Source organism: [Clostridium] hylemonae DSM 15053 (genome assembly GCF_008281175.1).
In the GTDB taxonomy this organism is placed as follows: domain Bacteria; phylum Bacillota; class Clostridia; order Lachnospirales; family Lachnospiraceae; genus Extibacter; species Extibacter hylemonae.
In genome coordinates this window covers 820731-840883 of sequence record NZ_CP036524.1, presented here as the reverse complement: position 1 = coordinate 840883, position 20153 = coordinate 820731, and the positions used below count along the sequence as shown (strand labels likewise).

General features: G+C 51.6%; 24 protein-coding genes. 5 read left to right on the top strand and 19 right to left on the bottom strand.

What is annotated here, in order from left to right; all coding sequences use genetic code 11:
• Positions 1-2: 2 nt before the first annotated feature.
• Entirely contained in the window at positions 3-584 is a 582-nt protein-coding gene (locus tag LAJLEIBI_RS03865) for a manganese efflux pump (protein WP_006444951.1), read from the top strand.
• Positions 585-851: 267 nt separating this feature from the next.
• Here LAJLEIBI_RS03865 and LAJLEIBI_RS03860 read toward each other — a convergent pair whose 3' ends face one another.
• The 8 genes from LAJLEIBI_RS03860 to fliB form a co-directional block, all read right to left on the bottom strand.
• On the bottom strand, positions 852-1196 hold the full coding sequence (locus tag LAJLEIBI_RS03860) for a hypothetical protein (protein WP_006444949.1): 345 nt from the start codon (positions 1194-1196) through the stop codon (positions 852-854).
• 304 nt (positions 1197-1500) lie between these two features.
• Positions 1501-2118: a manganese catalase family protein gene (locus LAJLEIBI_RS03855; protein WP_006444948.1), complete on the bottom strand. Its 618-nt coding sequence runs from the start codon at positions 2116-2118 to the stop codon at positions 1501-1503.
• On the bottom strand, positions 2118-2579 hold the full coding sequence (locus LAJLEIBI_RS03850; RefSeq protein WP_006444947.1) for a spore coat protein CotJB: 462 nt from the start codon (positions 2577-2579) through the stop codon (positions 2118-2120). Before LAJLEIBI_RS03850 ends, LAJLEIBI_RS03855 begins: the two co-directional genes overlap by 1 nt.
• A gap of 79 nt (positions 2580-2658) precedes the next feature.
• Positions 2659-3681 carry a sensor histidine kinase gene (locus LAJLEIBI_RS03845; protein WP_006444946.1) on the bottom strand — a complete coding sequence of 341 codons (1023 nt, stop codon included), beginning with the start codon at positions 3679-3681 and terminating at the stop codon, positions 2659-2661.
• Complete coding sequence (locus LAJLEIBI_RS03840; protein ID WP_006444945.1) at positions 3668-4354, bottom strand: response regulator transcription factor; 687 nt, start codon at positions 4352-4354, stop codon at positions 3668-3670. Before LAJLEIBI_RS03840 ends, LAJLEIBI_RS03845 begins: the two co-directional genes overlap by 14 nt.
• 14 nt (positions 4355-4368) lie before the next feature.
• Positions 4369-6441, bottom strand: a complete 2073-nt coding sequence (locus LAJLEIBI_RS03835) for an ABC transporter permease (RefSeq protein WP_006444944.1) — start codon at positions 6439-6441, stop codon at positions 4369-4371.
• Positions 6431-7204 (bottom strand): ABC transporter ATP-binding protein, encoded by a 774-nt coding sequence (locus LAJLEIBI_RS03830; protein WP_040435968.1) that lies wholly within the window; start codon positions 7202-7204, stop codon positions 6431-6433. The genes LAJLEIBI_RS03835 and LAJLEIBI_RS03830 overlap by 11 nt, the downstream gene beginning before the upstream one ends.
• 27 nt (positions 7205-7231) lie before the next feature.
• Positions 7232-8428 carry a flagellin lysine-N-methylase gene (gene fliB / locus LAJLEIBI_RS03825; protein WP_006444942.1) on the bottom strand — a complete coding sequence of 399 codons (1197 nt, stop codon included), beginning with the start codon at positions 8426-8428 and terminating at the stop codon, positions 7232-7234.
• 93 nt (positions 8429-8521) lie between these two features.
• Between fliB and LAJLEIBI_RS03820 the strand changes: the two genes are divergently transcribed.
• Positions 8522-9868 carry an MATE family efflux transporter gene (locus tag LAJLEIBI_RS03820; protein ID WP_006444941.1) on the top strand — a complete coding sequence of 449 codons (1347 nt, stop codon included), beginning with the start codon at positions 8522-8524 and terminating at the stop codon, positions 9866-9868.
• On the opposite strand, the gene LAJLEIBI_RS03815 is transcribed toward LAJLEIBI_RS03820, so the two are convergent.
• The 3 genes from LAJLEIBI_RS03815 to LAJLEIBI_RS03805 are packed head-to-tail and all read right to left on the bottom strand — an operon-like array spanning position 9815 to position 11647.
• Complete coding sequence (locus tag LAJLEIBI_RS03815; RefSeq protein ID WP_040435965.1) at positions 9815-10462, bottom strand: SGNH/GDSL hydrolase family protein; 648 nt, start codon at positions 10460-10462, stop codon at positions 9815-9817. The genes LAJLEIBI_RS03820 and LAJLEIBI_RS03815 overlap by 54 nt on opposite strands.
• Before the next feature lie 34 nt (positions 10463-10496).
• On the bottom strand, positions 10497-11132 hold the full coding sequence (locus LAJLEIBI_RS03810) for an endonuclease III domain-containing protein (protein WP_006444940.1): 636 nt from the start codon (positions 11130-11132) through the stop codon (positions 10497-10499).
• Positions 11129-11647: an O-acetyl-ADP-ribose deacetylase gene (locus LAJLEIBI_RS03805; protein ID WP_330362748.1), complete on the bottom strand. Its 519-nt coding sequence runs from the start codon at positions 11645-11647 to the stop codon at positions 11129-11131. The genes LAJLEIBI_RS03810 and LAJLEIBI_RS03805 overlap by 4 nt, the downstream gene beginning before the upstream one ends.
• A gap of 164 nt (positions 11648-11811) precedes the next feature.
• On the opposite strand from LAJLEIBI_RS03805, the gene LAJLEIBI_RS03800 reads away from it, so the two are divergent.
• From LAJLEIBI_RS03800 to LAJLEIBI_RS03790, 3 genes are read left to right on the top strand one after another with little or no spacing between them, the layout of a single operon-like run.
• Positions 11812-12033: a helix-turn-helix transcriptional regulator gene (locus tag LAJLEIBI_RS03800; RefSeq protein ID WP_006444938.1), complete on the top strand. Its 222-nt coding sequence runs from the start codon at positions 11812-11814 to the stop codon at positions 12031-12033.
• Entirely contained in the window at positions 12014-12460 is a 447-nt protein-coding gene (locus tag LAJLEIBI_RS03795; RefSeq protein ID WP_006444937.1) for a DUF6773 family protein, read from the top strand. Before LAJLEIBI_RS03800 ends, LAJLEIBI_RS03795 begins: the two co-directional genes overlap by 20 nt.
• Before the next feature lie 17 nt (positions 12461-12477).
• Entirely contained in the window at positions 12478-12873 is a 396-nt protein-coding gene (locus tag LAJLEIBI_RS03790) for a DUF6483 family protein (RefSeq protein ID WP_006444936.1), read from the top strand.
• Here the strand turns inward: LAJLEIBI_RS03790 and LAJLEIBI_RS03785 are convergent.
• From LAJLEIBI_RS03785 to LAJLEIBI_RS03750, 8 genes are all read right to left on the bottom strand, one after another.
• A complete protein-coding gene (locus LAJLEIBI_RS03785) occupies positions 12846-13310 on the bottom strand; it encodes a GyrI-like domain-containing protein (RefSeq protein WP_006444935.1) in 465 nt (154 codons plus the stop codon). The two genes, LAJLEIBI_RS03790 and LAJLEIBI_RS03785, sit on opposite strands and share 28 nt — an antisense overlap.
• 135 nt (positions 13311-13445) lie before the next feature.
• On the bottom strand, positions 13446-15530 hold the full coding sequence (locus LAJLEIBI_RS03780) for an RCC1 domain-containing protein (protein ID WP_154649233.1): 2085 nt from the start codon (positions 15528-15530) through the stop codon (positions 13446-13448).
• Between the two features lie 9 nt (positions 15531-15539).
• A complete protein-coding gene (locus LAJLEIBI_RS03775) occupies positions 15540-16829 on the bottom strand; it encodes a hypothetical protein (RefSeq protein ID WP_006444933.1) in 1290 nt (429 codons plus the stop codon).
• Positions 16769-17194 (bottom strand): helix-turn-helix domain-containing protein, encoded by a 426-nt coding sequence (locus tag LAJLEIBI_RS03770; RefSeq protein ID WP_149301896.1) that lies wholly within the window; start codon positions 17192-17194, stop codon positions 16769-16771. The genes LAJLEIBI_RS03775 and LAJLEIBI_RS03770 overlap by 61 nt, the downstream gene beginning before the upstream one ends.
• 140 nt (positions 17195-17334) lie before the next feature.
• On the bottom strand, positions 17335-18147 hold the full coding sequence (locus LAJLEIBI_RS03765; RefSeq protein ID WP_006444931.1) for a DNA-3-methyladenine glycosylase family protein: 813 nt from the start codon (positions 18145-18147) through the stop codon (positions 17335-17337).
• Positions 18148-18194: 47 nt separating this feature from the next.
• Positions 18195-18968: a peroxide stress protein YaaA gene (gene yaaA / locus LAJLEIBI_RS03760; protein ID WP_006444930.1), complete on the bottom strand. Its 774-nt coding sequence runs from the start codon at positions 18966-18968 to the stop codon at positions 18195-18197.
• 3 nt (positions 18969-18971) lie between these two features.
• On the bottom strand, positions 18972-19874 hold the full coding sequence (locus tag LAJLEIBI_RS03755) for a DMT family transporter (protein ID WP_006444929.1): 903 nt from the start codon (positions 19872-19874) through the stop codon (positions 18972-18974).
• Complete coding sequence (locus tag LAJLEIBI_RS03750; RefSeq protein WP_006444928.1) at positions 19861-20115, bottom strand: TfoX/Sxy family protein; 255 nt, start codon at positions 20113-20115, stop codon at positions 19861-19863. The genes LAJLEIBI_RS03755 and LAJLEIBI_RS03750 overlap by 14 nt, the downstream gene beginning before the upstream one ends.
• Positions 20116-20153: the final 38 nt, after the last annotated feature.

Genomic DNA, 20153 nt, shown 5'->3' with positions numbered 1-20153 from the left:
CCATGCACCTAATATCATCTGTACTGTTTGCATTGTCTGCCAACATAGACACTCTGATCGTCGGAATATCCTACGGGATCAAAAAGGAACGGGTGCCCTTTGCGGAGAATATTGTCATTAGCCTCATAACATTTGCCGGAACAATATTTTCCATCTATATGGGACTTCAGCTCACCTTGTTTATTCCCGCCAGTGTCGCACAGCGAATCGGCTGCATCGTACTGATCGTCCTCGGACTGTATTATACGGTAAAGTCCATGATCGAATACCGGCAGGGTAAGCTGCCGCCGGACGACTGGGATAATCCGGAAGCAGAGCCGCCGGATAAGACCATAACCCTGAGAGAAGCCGTACTCATCGCCTGCGCCCTCACTGTGAACAACATGGGGATGGGCATAGGAGCCAGCATCTCAGGCATGAAGCTCATCCCCACCTCCATTGCCACCCTGCTTATCTGTATGGTATTTCTGTACACCGGTAATAAAATAGGGCGCATCGGAGTCTCGGGCGTATTAAAACGATGGGCCGGACCGGTCTCCGGCGTAATACTGATCGTACTCGGATTATACGAAATGTTTCTTTAGCGCTTCAGATCTAAAAAATAAGAACCAGAATGCACAACGCTTCATCTTTCCGGTTCTTATTACTACATATCTCTTATCCCAAATCCCACATACACTTATATGAAATGTACCCCGCACCTGCTAAAAAAATGTCTTTGCTCCCTGAAAACAGGACAGGCTGCCAGGCCGTCCGCACAAAAACAACACGGATGCGGCTGCTGTGAAGGGTATCTCCGAAGCAGCCGCATCCGTTTGGCAATGTGGCATTTTTTCTTTTTTCATACTGCTTTACATGTTCTCCTTTAACCGGTATTTTCTTCTAACGTATCCGTTTCTGACTTCCGCCGGCTTCCTGCCGCCGTCTGACAGGACAGGCCCGCTTCTGTCCTCTGCTGTGATACCGGCGGCGCTGCCCATCCCGCCCTTTACAGTCTCCGACGGAAGCTCCTTTGCATCGTCCACCGCCTTCCAGAAATGGGTCAGCGCAAAGGCTGTCTTTGAACCGAACCGCAGCTTTCCAACGTCCTGCTCCGGCATATGTCTTCCGGTACCGAACCAGTACCTTGTAAGCACATAACAGAAGACGAGTACAGCAGCCGCAAAAATAAATGTGAATATAAGATATGCTGACATACAAGCCACTCCTTTCCGTTCTTATTTATTATATTAATTGTAAGACTTTATTTTATATAAGTCAATATTGTCAGATATTTAATTTCAAAAACCGAATGGAATTATAAAATAAAGAATGTGCCCTAGCACATTCTCGCGCCGAGCGCGGCCGCTTGCGACATATTACATCTTCGCGCGAGTGTGCCTCCCCCGGAGGGTTTTTATAACATAGGGAATGAAATTTCTATGTTATAAAAAATAAGGCTGCCCTCCGCCGTGCATGCACATGCACGAAAGAGAGCAGCCTTATGCCTATATTGGCCGTCTAAAGCTTGCCGTGAAATTTGTCTTTATCAAATTCAGGGTTAAAATAATAGAAGTTCTTGCTGTCCAGCTGGTCTTTCGTCTTCTCCAGCGCCTCGCCAAAACGCTGGAAGTGGACGATCTCCCTCGTCCGCAGGAACTTAAGCGGCTCCCTCACTTCCGGATCCGTTATCATCCGCAGCAGGTTGTCATATACGGTCCTTGCCTTCTGTTCAGCCGCAAGGTCCTCAGTAAGATCCGCTATGGCATCACCTTTGGACTGGAATTCCAGCGAAGTAAACGGAACAGACGCTGCGGCCTGCGGCCAGAGCGCTGTCGTATGGTCGATATAATACGCGTCAAATCCCGCTGTCTTAGCCTGCTCTATCGTCAGATCTTTCGTCAGCTGGTATACCATGGCGCAGATGATCTCCATATGGGCCAGTTCTTCTGTACCAATATCAGTGAGCAGTCCGCCCACCGCCTTTACCGGCATCGTATATCGCTGCGCCAGATACCGCATGGAAGCGGACAATTCTCCGTCCGGGCCTCCGTACTGGCTTATGATCATCTGTGCGGTCTTCGGACAAGTCTTTGTGATCTTTACCGGAAACTGTAATCTCTTCTCATACTGCCACATTATACACACGCTCCTTCCCAGGGCATCGGCCCCGTCTGCCAGCAGAATCTGCCGTCTTCTTTTTTTGTACAGTAAGGGATACAGTCTCTCGTGAGCGGATAGAATTTTTCCGCAAACTGCTTTTTCAGCGTCTCCCTCTCTGTAAGCTTCTGCTCGTACAGACTCACCGCCTGTTCCTCATCACCGTGGGTATCGAGGTATAATGTCAGATCATCCAGTACAAAACTGACCTCTGTCAGCTTTGTCATCAGTTCTTCTCTTTCTTTTTCCTCCGGCAGCTTCTGGTTCATGCCGAACAACGCACTCTTCCCGCTGCTTTTGCCATTCTCGCCGTCTGCCGCAAAAAACGGCATATCCAACTCGCTGAATATCGTACCCTCGCACAGAGCTTTTTTATCATCGTAGATTTCACCATAGTCCTGAACCGGCACGCTGGCGATGGCTAACTGTTCTTTTGACATAATTTTCTCCTTTCCTGTAAATACTATAGCTACAATGTTAGTATCTGCATAAAAAGAAGAGTTATATTGGTAATTTTAGTTACAGGACGAGCGTGATCCTTGTCCCTTTTTTATACACGGAATGTGCGTCCAGCCCGATCTTCAGTTCTCCCGCGATCTGAGCCGCAAGATACAGCCCCATACCGCTTGATTTCTTCCTCTGCCCGCCTGCGTCTCCGGAGAATCCTTTGTCAAAGATAAACGGCAAGTCCGTCTCCTTTATTCCGGTTCCATTATCTTCTATTTCCAGCACCAGTTTCCTGTCTGATCCTGACCGGCGCAATGTTACGGAAAGTTCGGGACGAATTTCCTCCGTTCTCGTATATTTGATGGAATTACCCATGATCTGGCTTAAAATAAAGCAGAGACTTTTTTTATCTGTTACCACCTGCTCATCGGAAATATCCGCCTCTATATGAAATCCTGCTTCATGAATGAGCATCTCATATTCATCCAGCACTTCACCGACACTTTCCGCCACGCTCACTTTCTCCAGCAGATAGTCTTTATGCACCGCTTTCAGTCTTGCGTAAAACAGTATCTGCTCTATAAAACCATGCATCTGGTTTCTCGCATATTCAAGCCGCTTATGGATATCCGGACCGATCTCATTCCTCCGGTTATCAAGAACAAGTGTCATCAGCGCCAGCGGCGTCTTGACCTCATGCGCCCACGTCTCTATGAACGTTTCATATTCTTCCAGACGGATCACCTGCTCCTTTATGCGTTCTTCTTTTTGGCAAAGCAGCTGCGCCGCCAGCCGGATGTGCCGCCGTTCCCCGGCGGACAGGCAGCGGCAGAGCTGTTCTTCCATCTCTTCATCCGGACTGCCCAGATATTCCGGCACAAGCTTACTCTGCCTCACCTCCCTGCGGTACGTACACGCCGCGGCCGCGGCAAAGAGAAGGAGAGAAAAAAGGAAGAACATTCCGGCCAGTTCCCGGAACGCGCGTATGTCTGCCAGCCAGAGAAAAAGTCCAAATACAGTGTCCGACAGAAGAAGCAGCCCGAGCCATAATTTGTGGTCCATACAGATATCCCGGAATCGTCTAATCTTTTCCATACGCATCTCCTTTGGCGATCCGATAGCCAACGCCCCTCACTGTCTCGATCCGGCCGTCAAGAGACAGGCGTGCAAGTGTTTTCTTAAGCCGTGTCATATTGACCTGCAGCGCATTTTCATCGATATATTCCGTCGTGCCCCAGAGCGCGCTGCTCAGTTCCTCTTTTGTGACGGTCCCGCCTCTTTTCTTCATAAGCTTCTCCATGATCTTTCCCTGATTCTCCGGCAGCAGCACAGAACAGCCCGACACATACAGTGTATACGTCCGGATATCGAGCGTCAGTTCCCCCAGGCGTATCTCCTGTTCCCTTCCCTCGAAGCGGCGCATGAGATTTTCCGCCCTGGCAAGAAGACGTTCCTTGCGGCACGGTTTCGTCAGATACTCATCCGCCCCGATACGCAGCGCCCTCAGTTCATCATTCAGATGATTTCTGGATGTCAGCACGAGCACCGGACAGCTGCTTCGCTCCTTAAGCTCCATACATATGTCGAACCCGCTCTTGCCTGGAAGATTCAGATCCAATACTACAAGATGCGGGGCGTACCGGAAGACGGCCGCGGAGGCGCTGCCAAAATCCGTAATGCACAGCACCTCATACCCGGCCTTTTGAAAAATATATTCCAGTTCTTCCCTCATGTACGTCTCGTCTTCAACAATTACTATCTTTTTCACGTAACTTCCCTCATTTATGTCCTCTCTTTTGCCGGCCGGACCATCTCGAGGATATGGCGTCTGCCCGCCCGCATCACAATTGTTATATACACATACTCCACGATACACAGAAGCCCCGCTGCCAGAAGCGCGGTCCAAAACAGAACGCCGGCCCTTCCTTCAAGCGCTGTCGGGAGGATCCCCTTAAACAGAGAACCGATCCCAAAGATACTGCTTATGACCGCCGTCAGGACCGTCAACGCGAAATACCATCTGATCTGTGTATCCAGAGAGCGGCAGACCGCCCCGCTGTCACTGCCGAGCATGATGAGCATCCGGTAACGCTTCCCGCACTTTTTCTGCTGCATCAGAAACTGTACCCCTATGACTGTATTGCCTATTATGAGAAATATGGCCGCCAGGTAGAGGCTCACATAAGTGGAGGCCACATTGTAGAACATCTGGCGCCCTATGCCCTGCAGATAGGACTCATATTCCAGGTCTGTCTTTTTGAGCAGGCTGTTGACCTGCATCACCGCCTGGAGAAGTCCCTTTTCTTCCACAAGTTCTCTTTGCACGTAAGTATTCCAGTACACATTCACTTCTTCTCCTGCAAACAGCCTGTCAAATACCTTATCCGGGAGAATAAGGCCGAGGCTGATCGTGATGAGGCGGTCGGCCACCAGATTTTCCGTGCACAGTGTGCCGGTCACCTTATGATCCTCTCCGTCTATCGTAACCACCGGCCTCATCCTGCACACTTCATCCACCACCTTTTTATACGCGCCGTCAGAGTAATCGGCATCGGTATAAAACGCAGTCTCATTGTCACTGAGGCGAATGGGAGCCTTTCCCGCCATCTTCAGGATCTCATTATATCCGGACAGTGAGATCACATACGGAGAAGTAAAATAACGCAGATTATCCTTAAATGTTTCCTTTTCCTCAGAGTCCTTAAGCTTATCCGCTGCCTCAAGCAGCTGTTCCATGCCGAAGGTATGCTGTCTGTGGCCTGTGCCCTCCGGTTCCTCCTCGGTAAATAACAGCCCCGCCTTCACTTCCGAGAGTCCTCCGAGCATCTCTTTAAGTTCCGGCGCCGCAAGCTCTCTTCTGATATCCGCTTCCCCGCCGGTAAAGGTAAAGTCTGCCGCATGCCCTTCCTCTCTCCCCGCCGCGCGGCCCATGGCGATACCATAGGAAAAGCACACGAGCGCCATAAGGATCAAAAGAGAGGAAACCGCCATAGATCTGTGCTTCAGAAATACATTTTCCTGAAGCTGCCTGCATGTAAACGTATAAAGACCTTTCTTCTGTTTCTTTCGGAGCATGACAGCCTCAAGCCGTTTCCCAAGCCCGGAAAAAAGCAGAAATGTGCCGGCCGTGCCAACGATGACCGTAACGGTCATTGTCCGCACATCTCTCCACGCCATTCCTGAGAGTGCTGTGCCATAGGCGGCGGCCAAAAGCAGCAGACCTGCCGCAAACCGCAGGACCGGGGATCTCCCCTGTTCCTCACGCTGCTTTTCCTCCTGTCCCTCTTCCATGAGCACGCTGATCTCCTGCCGCGCGATCTTGCCGCTCAGTATGAGAAAGGCCAGAAACTTTACCCCAAAAAAACCCGCTGCCGTCCAGAGCACCGCCGTCACCGAAAAGGACGACCGATGCCCGATGATCCCAAGACCGACCAGCCGTGAGGTTATCAGACTGATCATCTCGGAGAGGAATACGGAGAGCGGAAGGCCTGCCAGCAGAGCCAGCACACTGTTCCACATATCTTCCGCCATAAGGATGCCAAACAGCCTGCTCCTCTTCATGCCAAGCATAAGATATAGCCCGAATTCATGACTCCTCCTCTCCATCTGGTATTTTCCCGCAAAATAAACGAGAAAGAATATAAGAAACAGTGAAAATCCGTACAGCACGGACACAAGCCCGAGCAGACGGTCCACCGCGTCACTTTCCATCGTGTGCAGAAACTGCATCACATCCTGATTCTCCAGTGACAGTATCATGTAAAACAGGACGACCGCCGCAGTGAGGGAGCCAAAGAACATACCGTTCTCCTTCCGGTCTCTCCTGCTGTTTCTTCCGACCATATTAAAAAACATCCGCGCTCCCCCCTAACTGTGCCATGGCTGCAAGAATTCTTTCATAATAGTTCTTCTGGGATTCGTGCGGAAATTCTCTTCTCAGTTCGTGGAAAATGTAACCGTCCTGCACGAACAGGATGCGGGAACAATAGCTGGCCGCCCCGGCGTCATGGGTGACCATCAGTATCGTCCGGCCAAATTCACAGTTCAATCCGTGAAGCTTCTGCATAAGGACCCTTGCATTCTGTGTGTCAAGCGCTCCGGTAGGTTCGTCGGCGAGAACGATCTCCGGATCCAGTATGAGCGCTCTGGCCGCCGCTACTCTCTGCTTCTCTCCGCCCGACATCCCGGCAGGAAATTTGTCAAGCACCTCTCCTATTTCCAGATAATCCGTAAGCTCGGCCAGTCTGGCCGCGCCTTCCTCTTCGTCTATATGGCGGATCGACATCGGAAGCGTGATATTTTCCCTCCCGGTCAGATTATCCAGCAGTTCAAATTCCTGGTACAGATAACCGATACGGCTGCCCCTGTAGTCTGCCAGCTGTCTGTCGCTGAAGGCGCCTATATCCTTACCGTCCAGAAGGATCTTGCCCTCTGTCGGCTTCAGCGCGGTGGCGATACAGTTCAGAAGGGTCGTCTTGCCCGAACCGCTCTTTCCCATAATGCCGAGGAACTCCCCTTTCAGTACGTCAAAGGTCATTCCATTCAGCGCTTTTGTCCTGTTGTCATTCTTCCCAAAATATTTGCGCAGTCCCTGCACCTGTAAGATTCTCTCTTTCATTATCATCATACCTCCCATCTAACGGAATTATACCGTACATGGCGGCACGAAACCACTTACATAGGATGTAAGGTTTGACGGGACTTTCTCCATTAGGCTCTCCAGTCTGTTCACATTTTTATCCGAGTGCTCCACCTCTCTTGCATAGCGGTATACGGTCTCGACTATGTCCTCCGTATCCAGTGTCTTTTCGTTTTTTATCCAGCGCGCCATGAGCATCTCCTCAATGATCATACGGCTCACCGCGGCCAGCTTCGCCTTTGCGCTGATCCGGCCGTCATAGACCGCGCCGCAGAAATACACGGAGATAAAATAGACGAGTATCTGCTCCGACTGTATCTCCCACATCGGCATATATCTTTTCATCCACGCGCCAAACTCCAGACATGTCGCGGCATAGCCTGCGTCCGCTTGAGAATACAGGAGAGCTCTCGTCTCATCCAGACAGCTTTTCCAGTCTTCGCGCAGAAGCTCCAGCGTGTCAAGGAAGGCAAACATCTTCTTCATAAAACAAAACCGCCGGCCCATCCGCGCTTCATTATTCTCCGCTCCTCCCGGCTTCCCGGCAGCTTCCGCTCTGCCGGGCGCATCGAATAGTTCCTGACAGGAGAAAAGAGCTCCTTCCATGTAGTTTTTCTCCACCTCATCGGCAAGGGCAAGCATTCTCTGTTCTCTCGCCTGCGCAGGAACAGCGCGGTTTTGGAGGATATCAAGGATCACTTCCCTTGCGTCTGCCAGCGCCGAATACAGCAGCAGGTCGAACTCTTCATACTCCTCCTCCCCGTCCTTTTCACAGGCAGGAAAAGCCGCCGGTTCTTCTCTGTTCATGAGGAGCCTGGCCACAACAGGGCAGGACAGCGACAGGGTGATCTCCCGTATGCCTTCAAATTCCTCTATATGTCTCGGATAGAGGCGGCACGTCCTGCACAGACTCTTTTCACCGAGTTCTGTATACATATCACACAAGTTGTCCTGATTTAGAAATACACAGCGCTTTCCTTCCTTCTGCCTGAATATCCTCTGACGCCACCTGATGGACCTGCGCAGCTTCCTCCCTGCTCTTCCCTTCAGCCTGGCGTATCTTCCAAGGGACCTCTCATCTATCTGGATCTGCCATCCCGCGCAGCACGTATCCTCGCACTGCCCTGCCGCGCACCGGAACTGGCGGTAATAATCTGGTATTGTATATCGCATATCTTTCCTGTCCTTTCTGGCTTTTTCCAAAATCTGTCGACATAAACAGGCTTTCGTGATATAGTATCGGTGGCATAATTTCAGGTGCCTGAAACTATCACACAAAAGAGAGGTTATGAAACAATGAGACGGGGGACTCATAATACAAATCAAATTACGGAAGGTGTCATCTGGAAACAGCTTCTGATCTTCTTTTTTCCGATCGTATTTGGTACATTTTTTCAGCAGCTTTATAACACGATAGACACGATCATCGTCGGCCATTTTGTCGGTAAAGAGGCGCTTGCCAGCGTGGGCGGCTCTTCCACTCAGATCGTCAATCTGATCGTCGGCTTCTTTACCGGACTCTCCTCCGGAGCGTCCGTCATCATCGCGCAGTTTTACGGTGCAAAAAATAAGCACGCCCTGAACGAGAGTCTTCACACCGCGTACGCCTTCTCCGCCGCCGGGAGTATCGCTATCGGAATTCTCGGGTTTGTGCTTGCCCCAAGGCTGCTTATGTGGATGAATACGCCGGCAGAACTGATGGCGGACTCCACAGTCTATCTCCGCATTTATTTTGCAGGGATCCTCTTTGTCTTCATCTACAATATGGGCTCAGGGATCCTCCGCGCTTCAGGGGATTCCAGACACCCTCTGTACTACCTGATCGTGTGCTGCATGCTGAACATCGTGCTGGACACCGTATTTATCGTCGTCTTTCACATGGGCGTAACCGGAGCGGCGGCCGCCACCCTGCTTTCCCAGGCGGTGAGCGCACTGCTTGTGACTTTACGTCTCACCCGGGCAGAGACGATATTGAAGCTGTCATTTACCCACATCCGCATACACGGCCCGATCCTAAGATCGCTGCTGCGCATCGGGCTGCCCGCCGGCTTCCAGTCTGTGATGTACAATATCTCCAACACGATGATACAGGCATCACTGAACACATTCGGAACCGACACGTCCGCCGCCTGGTCCGTGTACAACAAGCTGGACGGCCTTTTCTGGATGATGAGCGGCGCCTTCGGCATAGCCATAACCACCTTCGTAGGGCAGAATTACGGAGCAGGAAAAACAGACCGGGTGAAAAAAAGCGTCCGCGTCTGTCTCGGCATTGACCTGCTCTTCTCCGGAATCCTCGTCGTCTTTTTTATGGTGCTCCGCATCCCTCTCTTTGGCATATTTACGTCTGACCCGGAAGTCATACGGCTTGGCTCCTGGATGCTTGCCCTCATCACGCCGTGTTATATCTTCTACGTGTTTCTGGAAGTATTATCCGGCGCCCTGCGGGGGATCGGAGATGTCATCATACCGCTCATCATCACGATGTGCGGTACGTGCCTGCTGAGGATCATATGGATCGCCGGCGCCCTGAAGTTCCGCCCTGCCGTAGACACGATAATCTTCAGCTATCCGGTATCATGGATCATATCAGCCCTTATGTTCCTCTTTTATTATTCCTACCGGAAACGAAGGCTTGTATAAGGCAAGCCATTCCTCAGCCACGATCCGGGCGCCTCGTCTGTTCAGGTGGATCCCATCCACTGTGATCTCACCGGTCCCTTCTGCGTCCGCGGCACGGTTCAGCACGTTGTGGAGCGGGAGAAACTCCGCTCCATATCTCAATGCCATCTTACGTTCTATGGCCTCCGCCTCCTCAATGACAGGAAACCAGCGGCGGTATCTGGCCGGTTCCGCAAATATGAACGGTCCCATACAGAGTATCCTGGCCGCTGTCTCTGTCCGGATCCTTCTGATGAGCCGCCCGTAATTTTCTTCAAACTTCTGCTGCTTCAGCGTCCTTTGGGTATGCATCTCTATCCCCGCGTCATTGCAGCCTATCAGCACCGTCACCACATCAGGGGCGGCTGATATGCAGTCGGCATCGAGCATCCTCAGAAGTGCCGGCACTGTAAAACCGTCATGTCCCTTATTGACGAAACATACTCCCCGGTCCTTTATCCGTTCCGCTATTATGCGGACATAACCATCCCCGAGGCTGTCAGGATCCCCGTCCAGGTTATGATCTGCATCTGTTATACTGTCTCCTAGAAAAAGCAGCTTTGTCTGTCCTTCCATACTGTCCGCCCCCTTCTGTCACCGCAAACGTCTGCTATACGCCCGCTTTTTTGCAGATATCGGCCAGACAGCATTTGTCACAAAATGGTTTGGTCCTCGCCGTACATACATCCCGTCCATGATAAACGAGGCGGTGGCAGAAGTCGCTGCCTTCTTCCGGCGGTATGATCTTCCAGAGCGCCATCTCTACCTTCTTCGGCTCTTTGATGCCGTCGACAAGGCCCATCCGGTTCACCAGCCGGATACAGTGTGTATCTGTCACGATCGCCGGCTTCTTGAACACGTCGCCCATGATGAGATTGGCGCTTTTGCGCCCGACCCCCGGCAGCTTTAACAATGCGTCAAAATCGTCCGGTACGTTCCCGCCATACTCATCTCTCAATATCTTCATACACGCGCTGATGTCACGCGCCTTGCTCTTACCGAGCCCGCATGGCCTCACGATCTCTTCGATCTCCTCCGGCGGCGCCGAAGCAAGCGCTTCCACATCCGGATATTTTTCATACAGGTCCTCCACAACTACGTTGACTCTGGCGTCTGTACACTGTGCCGCCAGACGGACACTGACAAGGAGCTTCCACGCATGGTCGTAGTCCAGCGTACAGCCGGCGTCCGGATACTCCTTCTTTAAACGTTCGATTATTTCCAGTGCTAATTTCTTCTTTGTCATACTCTTCCTCTTTTTTTCATCAGTTCTTTGTATATCTGAAGGCTTTCGTCGTCGAACAGGACAAATATTACCTTCTCTATCTTTCCCGGGTGCTCTTCCAGATAGGACTGAACCGTATGTACCGCGATCCCGGCAGCTCTCTCCTTCGGATACCCATAGATACCTGTAGATATGGCAGGAAACGCGATGGACGTGATCCGTTTCCTGGCCGCTGCCTCCAGACAGTTCCGATAGCATCCGGCCAGCACCTCATCCTCCTTCTTCCCCCCGCCCCTCCAGACGGGTCCGACCGTATGTATTACATACCTGCCCGGCAGACGGTAGCCGCCGGTCACCCTCGCCTCTCCGGCAGGACAACCATGAAGCGCTCTGCACTCTTCCAGCAGGCCCGGACCTGCCGCCTTGTGGATCGCCCCGTCCACACCCCCGCCTCCAAGCAGAGAAGAATTGGCCGCATTGACTATGGCATCCACATCTGTAAGTCTGGTAATGTCACCTTTTATTACATGTATCATGGTCATCCTCCTTTTCTGTATAGTGGTTCCTTTTATTTTAAGCTCTGCCCGTCTTAATGTCAAACGCTAAACCGCGCAGAAAGGTAATGTAAATTTCACATAATGTAAAATATAGTTGACATATCATCACCATAACTATATACTGAAATCAAAGGAGGCGGGAGATGAAAAACAAGAAAATGAAACTTGCGAGGATCAATATGGATATGTCCCAGGAAGATCTTGCAAGGCACGTGGATGTCACCCGCCAGACTATCGGTATGATAGAGGCCGGGAAGTTTAATCCGTCGCTCAGACTGTGCCTCGCGATCTGCCGGGCGCTCGGTGTCACTTTAAACGATTTGTTCTGGGAGGAGGATGAGGAATATGAAAAAAACAGTCGATGAAAGACAGGAACTGGAATTGATGAAGATAGAACGGGCCGGCTTCTGGGTATTATTCTTTGCCCTGACCGCGGATATATTACTTAAGGTACTGTTCTTTCAGGTTCCGGTGCAGGAGCTTATCGGGGAACACATCGCGTTTTTTGCGGGCTGCATCACGATCATAGCCGGATGCACAAAGAGGGGGCTGTGGACTTATTATTCTGTCCCCTGTCTCAGGGATTATCTCGTTCACAGCCTTGCGGCGACTGTGATCTTTACTATTTTGTTTGCCGCCGCCATGGCTCTGCGCGGTGTCCGTCATCTGGCAGGAATCACGCTGGCCTTTGCCGTATTTATCTTTCTGCTCATGTTCGGAGTGCTGGCCGCCATGGGGGAATACACGAAAAGAAAACAGAGGAAACTGGATGACACATATGGAGACGATTAGAGTCAGGAGGTACCGCAATGGATTTTGAACAGGATTATGTCATGAGGCTGGTCAAAGACCTGGTGCGCTTTCTCATGCAGCTCATCACAGGTAAGCCCCAGTTCCGGTATGAGACAGACGCCGAAGAACCATCGCCGTGCGGCGACGACTATACCCGCATCATCGCAATGGCTGACGCGGGCAGGATAAACGAGGCTGAAAACCTCCTCTATGAGAATCTGGATACGGATAACGAAGACTATCTGCTCATGGGCCTGTCCTTCTACTCACATATCAATGATTATAAAGATGATTTTCTGCTGGAATCCAACTACTCCAGAGAAGAGATCAAAGATGGTATCGAAAACTTTGTAAAAGAATACGGCGTTACAGGACTTGAGACGTTCTATTCTTCCGCCTTAAGGCTGATATAAATATGAATCTCAGTATGCTCCGGATCACTGTTCTGGTACTCTTCAAAATCCGCGGTAAACGCCCTGTCAAGTTCCATCTGCCAGAGTTTCTGCCAGAACGCCCCAACTGACTTGTGGAGCTCGCCTTTTACAACGAATCTTGCATATTTTCCCGCCGGAATGTGCTTTACGGCAGCTTCCGGCGGAATCTCTTCTGCTTTGCTTACCTCACATCCTGTCATTATCGTATAGTCATCCTTTTCATCCCCTGCGTAATCCGTATATATCCCAAGCGCTTTTCCATCCCTTTTATTACAGATGGAGTCATATACCTTGTCCCCGTAAAACTTCTGCCAGAGACCGCCGATGACGGCTCCCATATCCGGGGACGTATTGTTCGTGCGGGCCGTCAGCCCGACTACTGTCTTTTCTTCCAATGTCACAATTTCATATTCCATATTCTTTTCCTCCGCTTGAGGGTCTCCCCTGTTCCACTGTTATTATGCCCGGCGCGGCATCCGTCTTATGCGCCGGGCAGATATATCTTATCAGTATCAACAGGACAGCTGTATGTCATCTTTGAAAAAGAATGTTCACCTTACATCTGTCTGCTGCAGCATAACGCGGACGAAAACGTCCTCCCCGCCCGATGCGAGATTCTCTCCGCAGGCATAGACTTCCCCGTCTGTCTGCTGGATGTAAGTCTGATGCCTGACATAGGAAAGCGGCTCCTTCCGGTCATAGAGCGGATACTGCTCCGGGGAGTCATACAGAAGGGCGTCCGCCCAGACGGATTTCACCTTCTCCCTCACCTGCACCGGTTCTGCCAGAACCTTCTCTTTGGCCGCCGGCAGGCCGCACTGGCCGTAGGAGTTATCCCCCCATGTCCAGAGGACATTGTCATCGCTGATGGCAGCCAGCGTATTTTGCCCGGCTGTGACATACTTCATATGCGACAGCGTCTGTTCCAACCCATTGTATGAGACAATCCCGGCACCGGATAAGTCTTTGACCGTCCCGCCGCACCAGACGGTTCCGTCCTCCTTCAGCACGGCCATCGCCTCCTCCGTGCAGGCCGCGAACCGGACATGATCCATCAGCTTCGTAACCTTCATCTTCCCTTCGGTTCCTGGTATATCACCTGTTCCCCAGAGCTCATTATCTTCATTTATGAACAGCATAAAATACTTGCCAAGCGCAACATGCTTTACGCCGTCCGCTATCTCGTACGGGGGATAGTATCCCCGGGCATTGATATGCCCATCCGTGTCTCCCCTCCCGAGTTCGCCGTGCTCATTGGCCGAGATTCCGTACAAAATACCGTTTTCAATGTAAAATCTACTGCTTAAGTTCACTGCGTTGCCACAGTAACAGTCCTCAATGCGCAGTTCCCTGCTCCCCAGGTGCAGCGCGTCTTTATCCGGCGTATCCACATACGGAACTGCCGGCACACCATCCGTCTTCTCTTCACTTTTGCCCTGCCTCTCCTCCGGCGCAGTACCGCTTTTGAAGCTCTCACCTGTTCTCAGGGGATGTGCGTGATAATTCAAGATTATGAGGATGATAAAAAGCAACTGCACAACAAGGGAGACGGCGGAGCGTATCTGCTGATTTCTGACCGGGTCCGCAGCATCGATATACCGGAAGCCTTCCCTGCAGTATTTTTTCAGACGGCCCCGCAGTACAGACTGCTCTTCCCCGGACATATCACCTTTGAAGATAAACTGATCATTGACGGCAAAAAAGCGTTCTCCTTCTGTCACACTTTCCAGCTTGTCAAGCGGCAGCCCGATCACCCTGTTGTACGTGTGGATCACAAGCTCCTCCGCCGACAGTTCCACTATCGTCTTTGCGTCCTGCGGCCGGTTTGCATAATTCTTCTTAGTCGCTTTTAAGGTAAGCCAAAATACAAGCCAGCGGACAAGCATAATCAGCATGGACACTCCAACGATCAGACACATGCAGACCGTCACCGTCAGCATAGGATTGCTTATATTCATAAAGAAAACCGCGGCTGCCAGAACGCTGGCAAATCCCGCCCTTTTTTCTGAATAATAATACCGGAGCCGATAGAGCATATACATGGACGCACATTCTACTGCCTGTTCCCTGTCTCCTTCGCCCCACCCGATCTCAATGCAAAGCGGCTCATCTTCCGGGAGAAGCCCGCACGTATACTTATGAGGACAGTGCTTCTTCATCTTGTTTCTAAGACAGAGTATCCCGTCTCTGCCGAGATATTTTTTATCAAGCCGCAGCCCGGCCGCTCCCGAACAGATATCAAAATATGCTTCTGTCTCACGCACTGCTGTGATATCCGAATAACTTATGCTTTCCTTGCGTCCATCCCCGTACGCGACAAAAAGATAGTCCGGATAAAATGTTCCAACAAGGCTGCTCTGTTCCCGGCTTCTGATCAACGCGGCCAGTTTTTTGCCGGAGCAATGATAACAAAGCCGGACGATACCGAGCACCACAGCCTCTGCCACCGCTGCCAGCGCCATCATCGCAAGAACCGGACGCCATCCGGCCAGAACTCCCACTGCCTGCAGCATCACTGCGATCAGCAGCACTCCGTACCCGGCCACTATGACGAAAGCGTCTATCCGGTTCTTCTGGCATTTTTCATATTTCTCCCTGTAATTGTCCGGCACAGTATCGTATGTAAATTCGTCCATTTTCTCCAACTATTGTTCCTCCTGCCGTTCGCCCGGTACGAAATATGAGTACCCCGGATCGCCTTCTGTGTCAAGCTCCTTTTTCACTGCCGGGGCATCCAGCCCGGATGACCCGTCTGTCCCGTAAGGAACCTGATACGCAAGATATACGCCTTCCCCGCGCATGAGCCTGTAGCTGGCCGTCATTTCCAGCTCTTCCGCGTCCTTACTGTAAGGATCTGAATATACATCTGTGGAATCGATCTGAACGAGACAGTCGTACTTGTCGCCTGCCAGCAGCTCCATATGTGTGATATTGCGCGTGACATCGATTCCGTTCACTGTATACTGCCTGTCGTTTTCTTCCAGCGCCAGCCGCGCCGCCTGAAATATATCGTCCTGCCCATATGCCACCTTCAGATACCCGAGCTGGCTGGAGCGGAAATCGGCAAGGGCCGGGTCTTTTTTCAGAATCTCTCTCATTTCCTTCGCCATTGTCTTGCCGGACGCCGCCACATCGGGCGCTGCTCCTCTGTCACTTTCAAATGACTCCGGAGCCTCCGTCCGTGTAAAATGCATGGGAGCTGTTTTCTCCATAGATACCTTACAGAGTGAGATCGTACCGCCGTCTTCGAGAAAATCGTCCTCGCCTGCCACACAATTTTCATCCAGCACTATCGTCCACTGCGGCAGTCCTTCCCGGCACAGGGCGAGAGCCAGCGTTCCAAACTGTACGCAGTCTTCAAATGCATATGTCTCTTCCACTCTCCCGTCTGACCGCACGACCAGGCCGTCCGCTGTTGTCTTGATGCTCCATCCGGCAATATTTTTGCCCTCTCCCGTCCAGCTTCCGGTAATGAGATTGTATACGTAGGGCGTGGTGATCCCGTCTCCCCGGTCGCCGTAAGTCATCACATACTCGTGCACATTTCCGTCATCCGGTGACTGGTACGTGACTGCACACGCGTCATCTGCCAGCCACTGAACTTTCATGTCTTTCCCGGAAGTGTACGGGAACTGGTCTGACCTTCTTGCAAACCAGAGGATCTGATCCCGGTATGTCGTCACACGGCCCGACGTCTCTTCGTATTTTAATACGAGCATATGCCGGTAGTCCGGAGACAGGCTCCATACTGCGCTGCGCTCCCTCACCTCACGGATACCCGCGGCCCCGGCGGCCAATATGATCACACTTCCCGCCACAGCGGCGCCGACGCGCACCGCTTTCTTCTCCCGCCAGATGAGTACGGCCGCGGCAGTCAGCAGAACTGCCGCCAGTATATTAACAAGGTACGGCAGAAAATCTGAGATATACTCCATACCGTATTTTTCCCGGCCGTCACATATGCGAGCTGCATGCACAACAGCAGCAGCGCGGGAACCACGCAGATGACCGCGGCGGTCCTTCTTTTCTTCTGCCCATGTCCCTCTGTCTCCCGGTACATACCGCTCTTTTTTCCTCCGGCCTGTCCGCTGTACTCTTCTCCGTCCAGCAGTTCATCCACACTGATCTCCAGTGTACGGCTCAATTCCTTCAGCATGCCTACATCCGGAAGGCCGCCTCCTGTCTCCCATTTGGATACCGCCTTGTTGGTGACACCGAGCCGTTCTGCCAGTTCCTTCTGGGTCAGGCCTGCTGCCTTTCTTCTTCTGGCGATCAACTGTCCTGTTTTCTTATTGTCCATACTCTGCCTCCCGTCTGCTGCCGCTTCTTAGCCTTGCCAGCTCCTGTCTGTTATGATAACAAAAGCTGTTCTCATTACAATACACGCATTGTTCTGCCCGGTCTACGCAGCGTGGACCTGCACCTGTATACGCCGTAATATCAGCGTTTCCCGTTTAATTCATAATAAAAAATATACTGCTGCATCACCCCCCGGTATCCTTTATACCGCCGCTTCGGAAAGCCTCTGCGGTAATGGGCTTTCAGCGCCTGACTGATATGTGTGTCCACCGGAAACGCATCCAGGTGATGAAGTCCGAACAGACAGATACAGTCCGCCACCTTATCGCCTACCCCGTACAGCTTCAAAAGTTCAGCCTTCGCCTCCGGATAGGAAAGCGACCGGATATGATCCAGGTTTACATCCCCGTACGCTATACTTCTGGCCGTGCGCACAACATATTTGCTCCTGTATCCGAGATTGCATTCTTTCAGGGCGTCTTCCTCAAGCTCCGCCAGCGCCTCCGGCTCCGGAAAGGTATAATAGACGCGGCCGGACGCACTTTCTCTTTTCTCTCCGTACGTTTCACATATATTGGAGATACACCGGCGGATCCGGGTGATATTATTTTGCTGGGAGATGAGAAAAGAAGCCGTCATCTCCCACAGATCCTGCCGCAGTATCCGGATCCCGCTTCCAAGCAAAGCCGCCGATCTTAAATAGTCATCTTTTACGTCGATATTTTTGATATATGCCCCGTAGTCTTCATCCAAATCAAAGTAGTGCCGCCAGAAGCTCTCGTACTCCTCTTCTGCGCAGCGGAACGTACAGCTCTTTCCTTCCTGTGTGATCTCCACATACCGTCCTCCCGCCACGACGGAATATGTACTGCCGTCAATAGGCTCCATGCGGAAGCACTGGCCGGAGATACAGATCTGTTCTATATTAAAGTTGTCTGTCTCTTTCGTAACCATATGTATGTCTGTCCCTTTGTCCTCTCTTCTTTAACCTTTTCTGTCTCCTATCTGGCTGCCCCGCCGTCATCTTTCAAAAACACGAGCGTATCTTCGCCGGAATACTCTTCCCGGTACCGGTAGCCCAGCCGGTCAAACTTTCGGATGTCGTCCATGCTGTGTGCTTCGTGTTCGGCGAGAAAACGTACCATCTCGCCGCGGGCCATCTTGGCCGGCGTCCCCTTTTCCTTTATCTTTCCTTCTGACAGCTCTCCGAACACGCACGTCACAAAGGTGACGCCGTCATGCAGATATCTTGTAATGCATTTGCTGTATTCCTTTGAAGCCAGATTCAGAATAACCTTATCTTCCTCAAATATGTCCCCGGCCATCGTATCCCCCCAGTATTCATACAGCGAATCCATCTGCGGGCAGTCTCCGTGCCTCCCGAGCTTAGCCTGCATTTCCAGGCGGTACGGAACAACACCGTCAAAAGGGCGCAACATCCCGTAAAATCCCGAGAGAATGCGCAGATGTTCCTGGAGATAGGCAAACGTCCTGTCCTCCATAACAGCAGGAGCCATATACTGGTACTGGATCCCCTCATAAGAAAGAATGGCGGGCGTCAGGCTTTTGTACAGATCCATGCCGCTAAACCGCCTGAAGTTCAGTTTCGCTATCTTATCATTGCATTTCCATATCGCTTTGCACTGCTCATATGTGAGTGACTTCATGTATTCCATCAAGTATTCTGTTTTATCCATGTACGGCGGCAGATCATGACATGCAAATACATCTGTATTCACATTCATTTTCTTCGCCGGTGAAATGATGATCTGCATCTGTTACTTCCTGCTTTCTATTTTTTCTTTTGCTTTCCGCCTGCTCCTGCCCTTCACCTCATTCAGAAAGGCGAACCCGATGATCATTGCCCCTCCTGCGATCTGAGGCACAGTGACCGTCTCCCCAAGTACGATAAACGAGACGAGTATGGCCACCATCGGGTCGATATAACTTAAGATGGCTGCCTGCTGCCCTTTGAGCCCTGTCAGAGAGGCAAAATACATGCAGTACGTGATTCCCGTATGTACGACTCCCACTATGAGCAGCAGCACGGTCCCTTTCGCGTCCAGACCGGTTACGGCAAAACCGCATGTAAATATAACGTAAGGAAACATGATCAGCATGGCTGCCCCAAACTGGAGCCATGTCCGCACAAGTCCGTCGATATCCCCGAGCGTCTTATTAAAAAATACGACCCCTGCGTAGCATACCGCCGCGCCAAGCCCGTAAAGCGCCCCTGCCGTATCGTTGCTTCCCCCTCCGCTCACTCCTATGACAAGCACGAGCCCCGCCGTGGACGCCGCAAAGCAGACTGCCTGCCTTACCTTAAGCTTCTCCCTGAATATGAGAACACTCGACAGGACGATCAGCGTTGGGGCGAAGTAGTAGCACAGGGTAGATACGGCCACACTTGTGTACCGGTACGCCTCGAACAGCAATATCCAGTTAAATGCCAAAGCCGCCCCGGATCCGAGCAGTATGAGGATCCTTCCCTTCACAGCCCTGATCTGCTTAAGTCTGCCCCCCGCGGCAGCCGCGCCGGTGAGCATAAGAAATGCGGTCACAGCCCTCCACAGCGCTATCTCCGCGGACGGCAGCGGAATATTCTTCACAAAGGCCCCGATCGTGCCGAAGATCACCATGGACAGAATGATCTGTATTCTCGCCTTATTATTTGAAAGCATTGTAGAACTCCTTAAGCTCTGCTTTGACCTCCGGCGGAAGATCGCGCTTCTTGATCCCCCTGACGGCCCCCTCCATTCCGAGCAGCCTGTGAATACATGCAGAGTCGTCTATCGCCTTGATCTTAAGCCAGGCCTGTCTGCTTCCTGTCTCCCTGAGCTGCTCCGCCGTCATAATACCGACTTCATTCAGCTGCTGCTCTACGACCGGTCCTATATTCGGCAGTTTGGACAATTCACCCATATTTTTTCTTCCTCCTTTCGTCCTGATCACTGTTTATA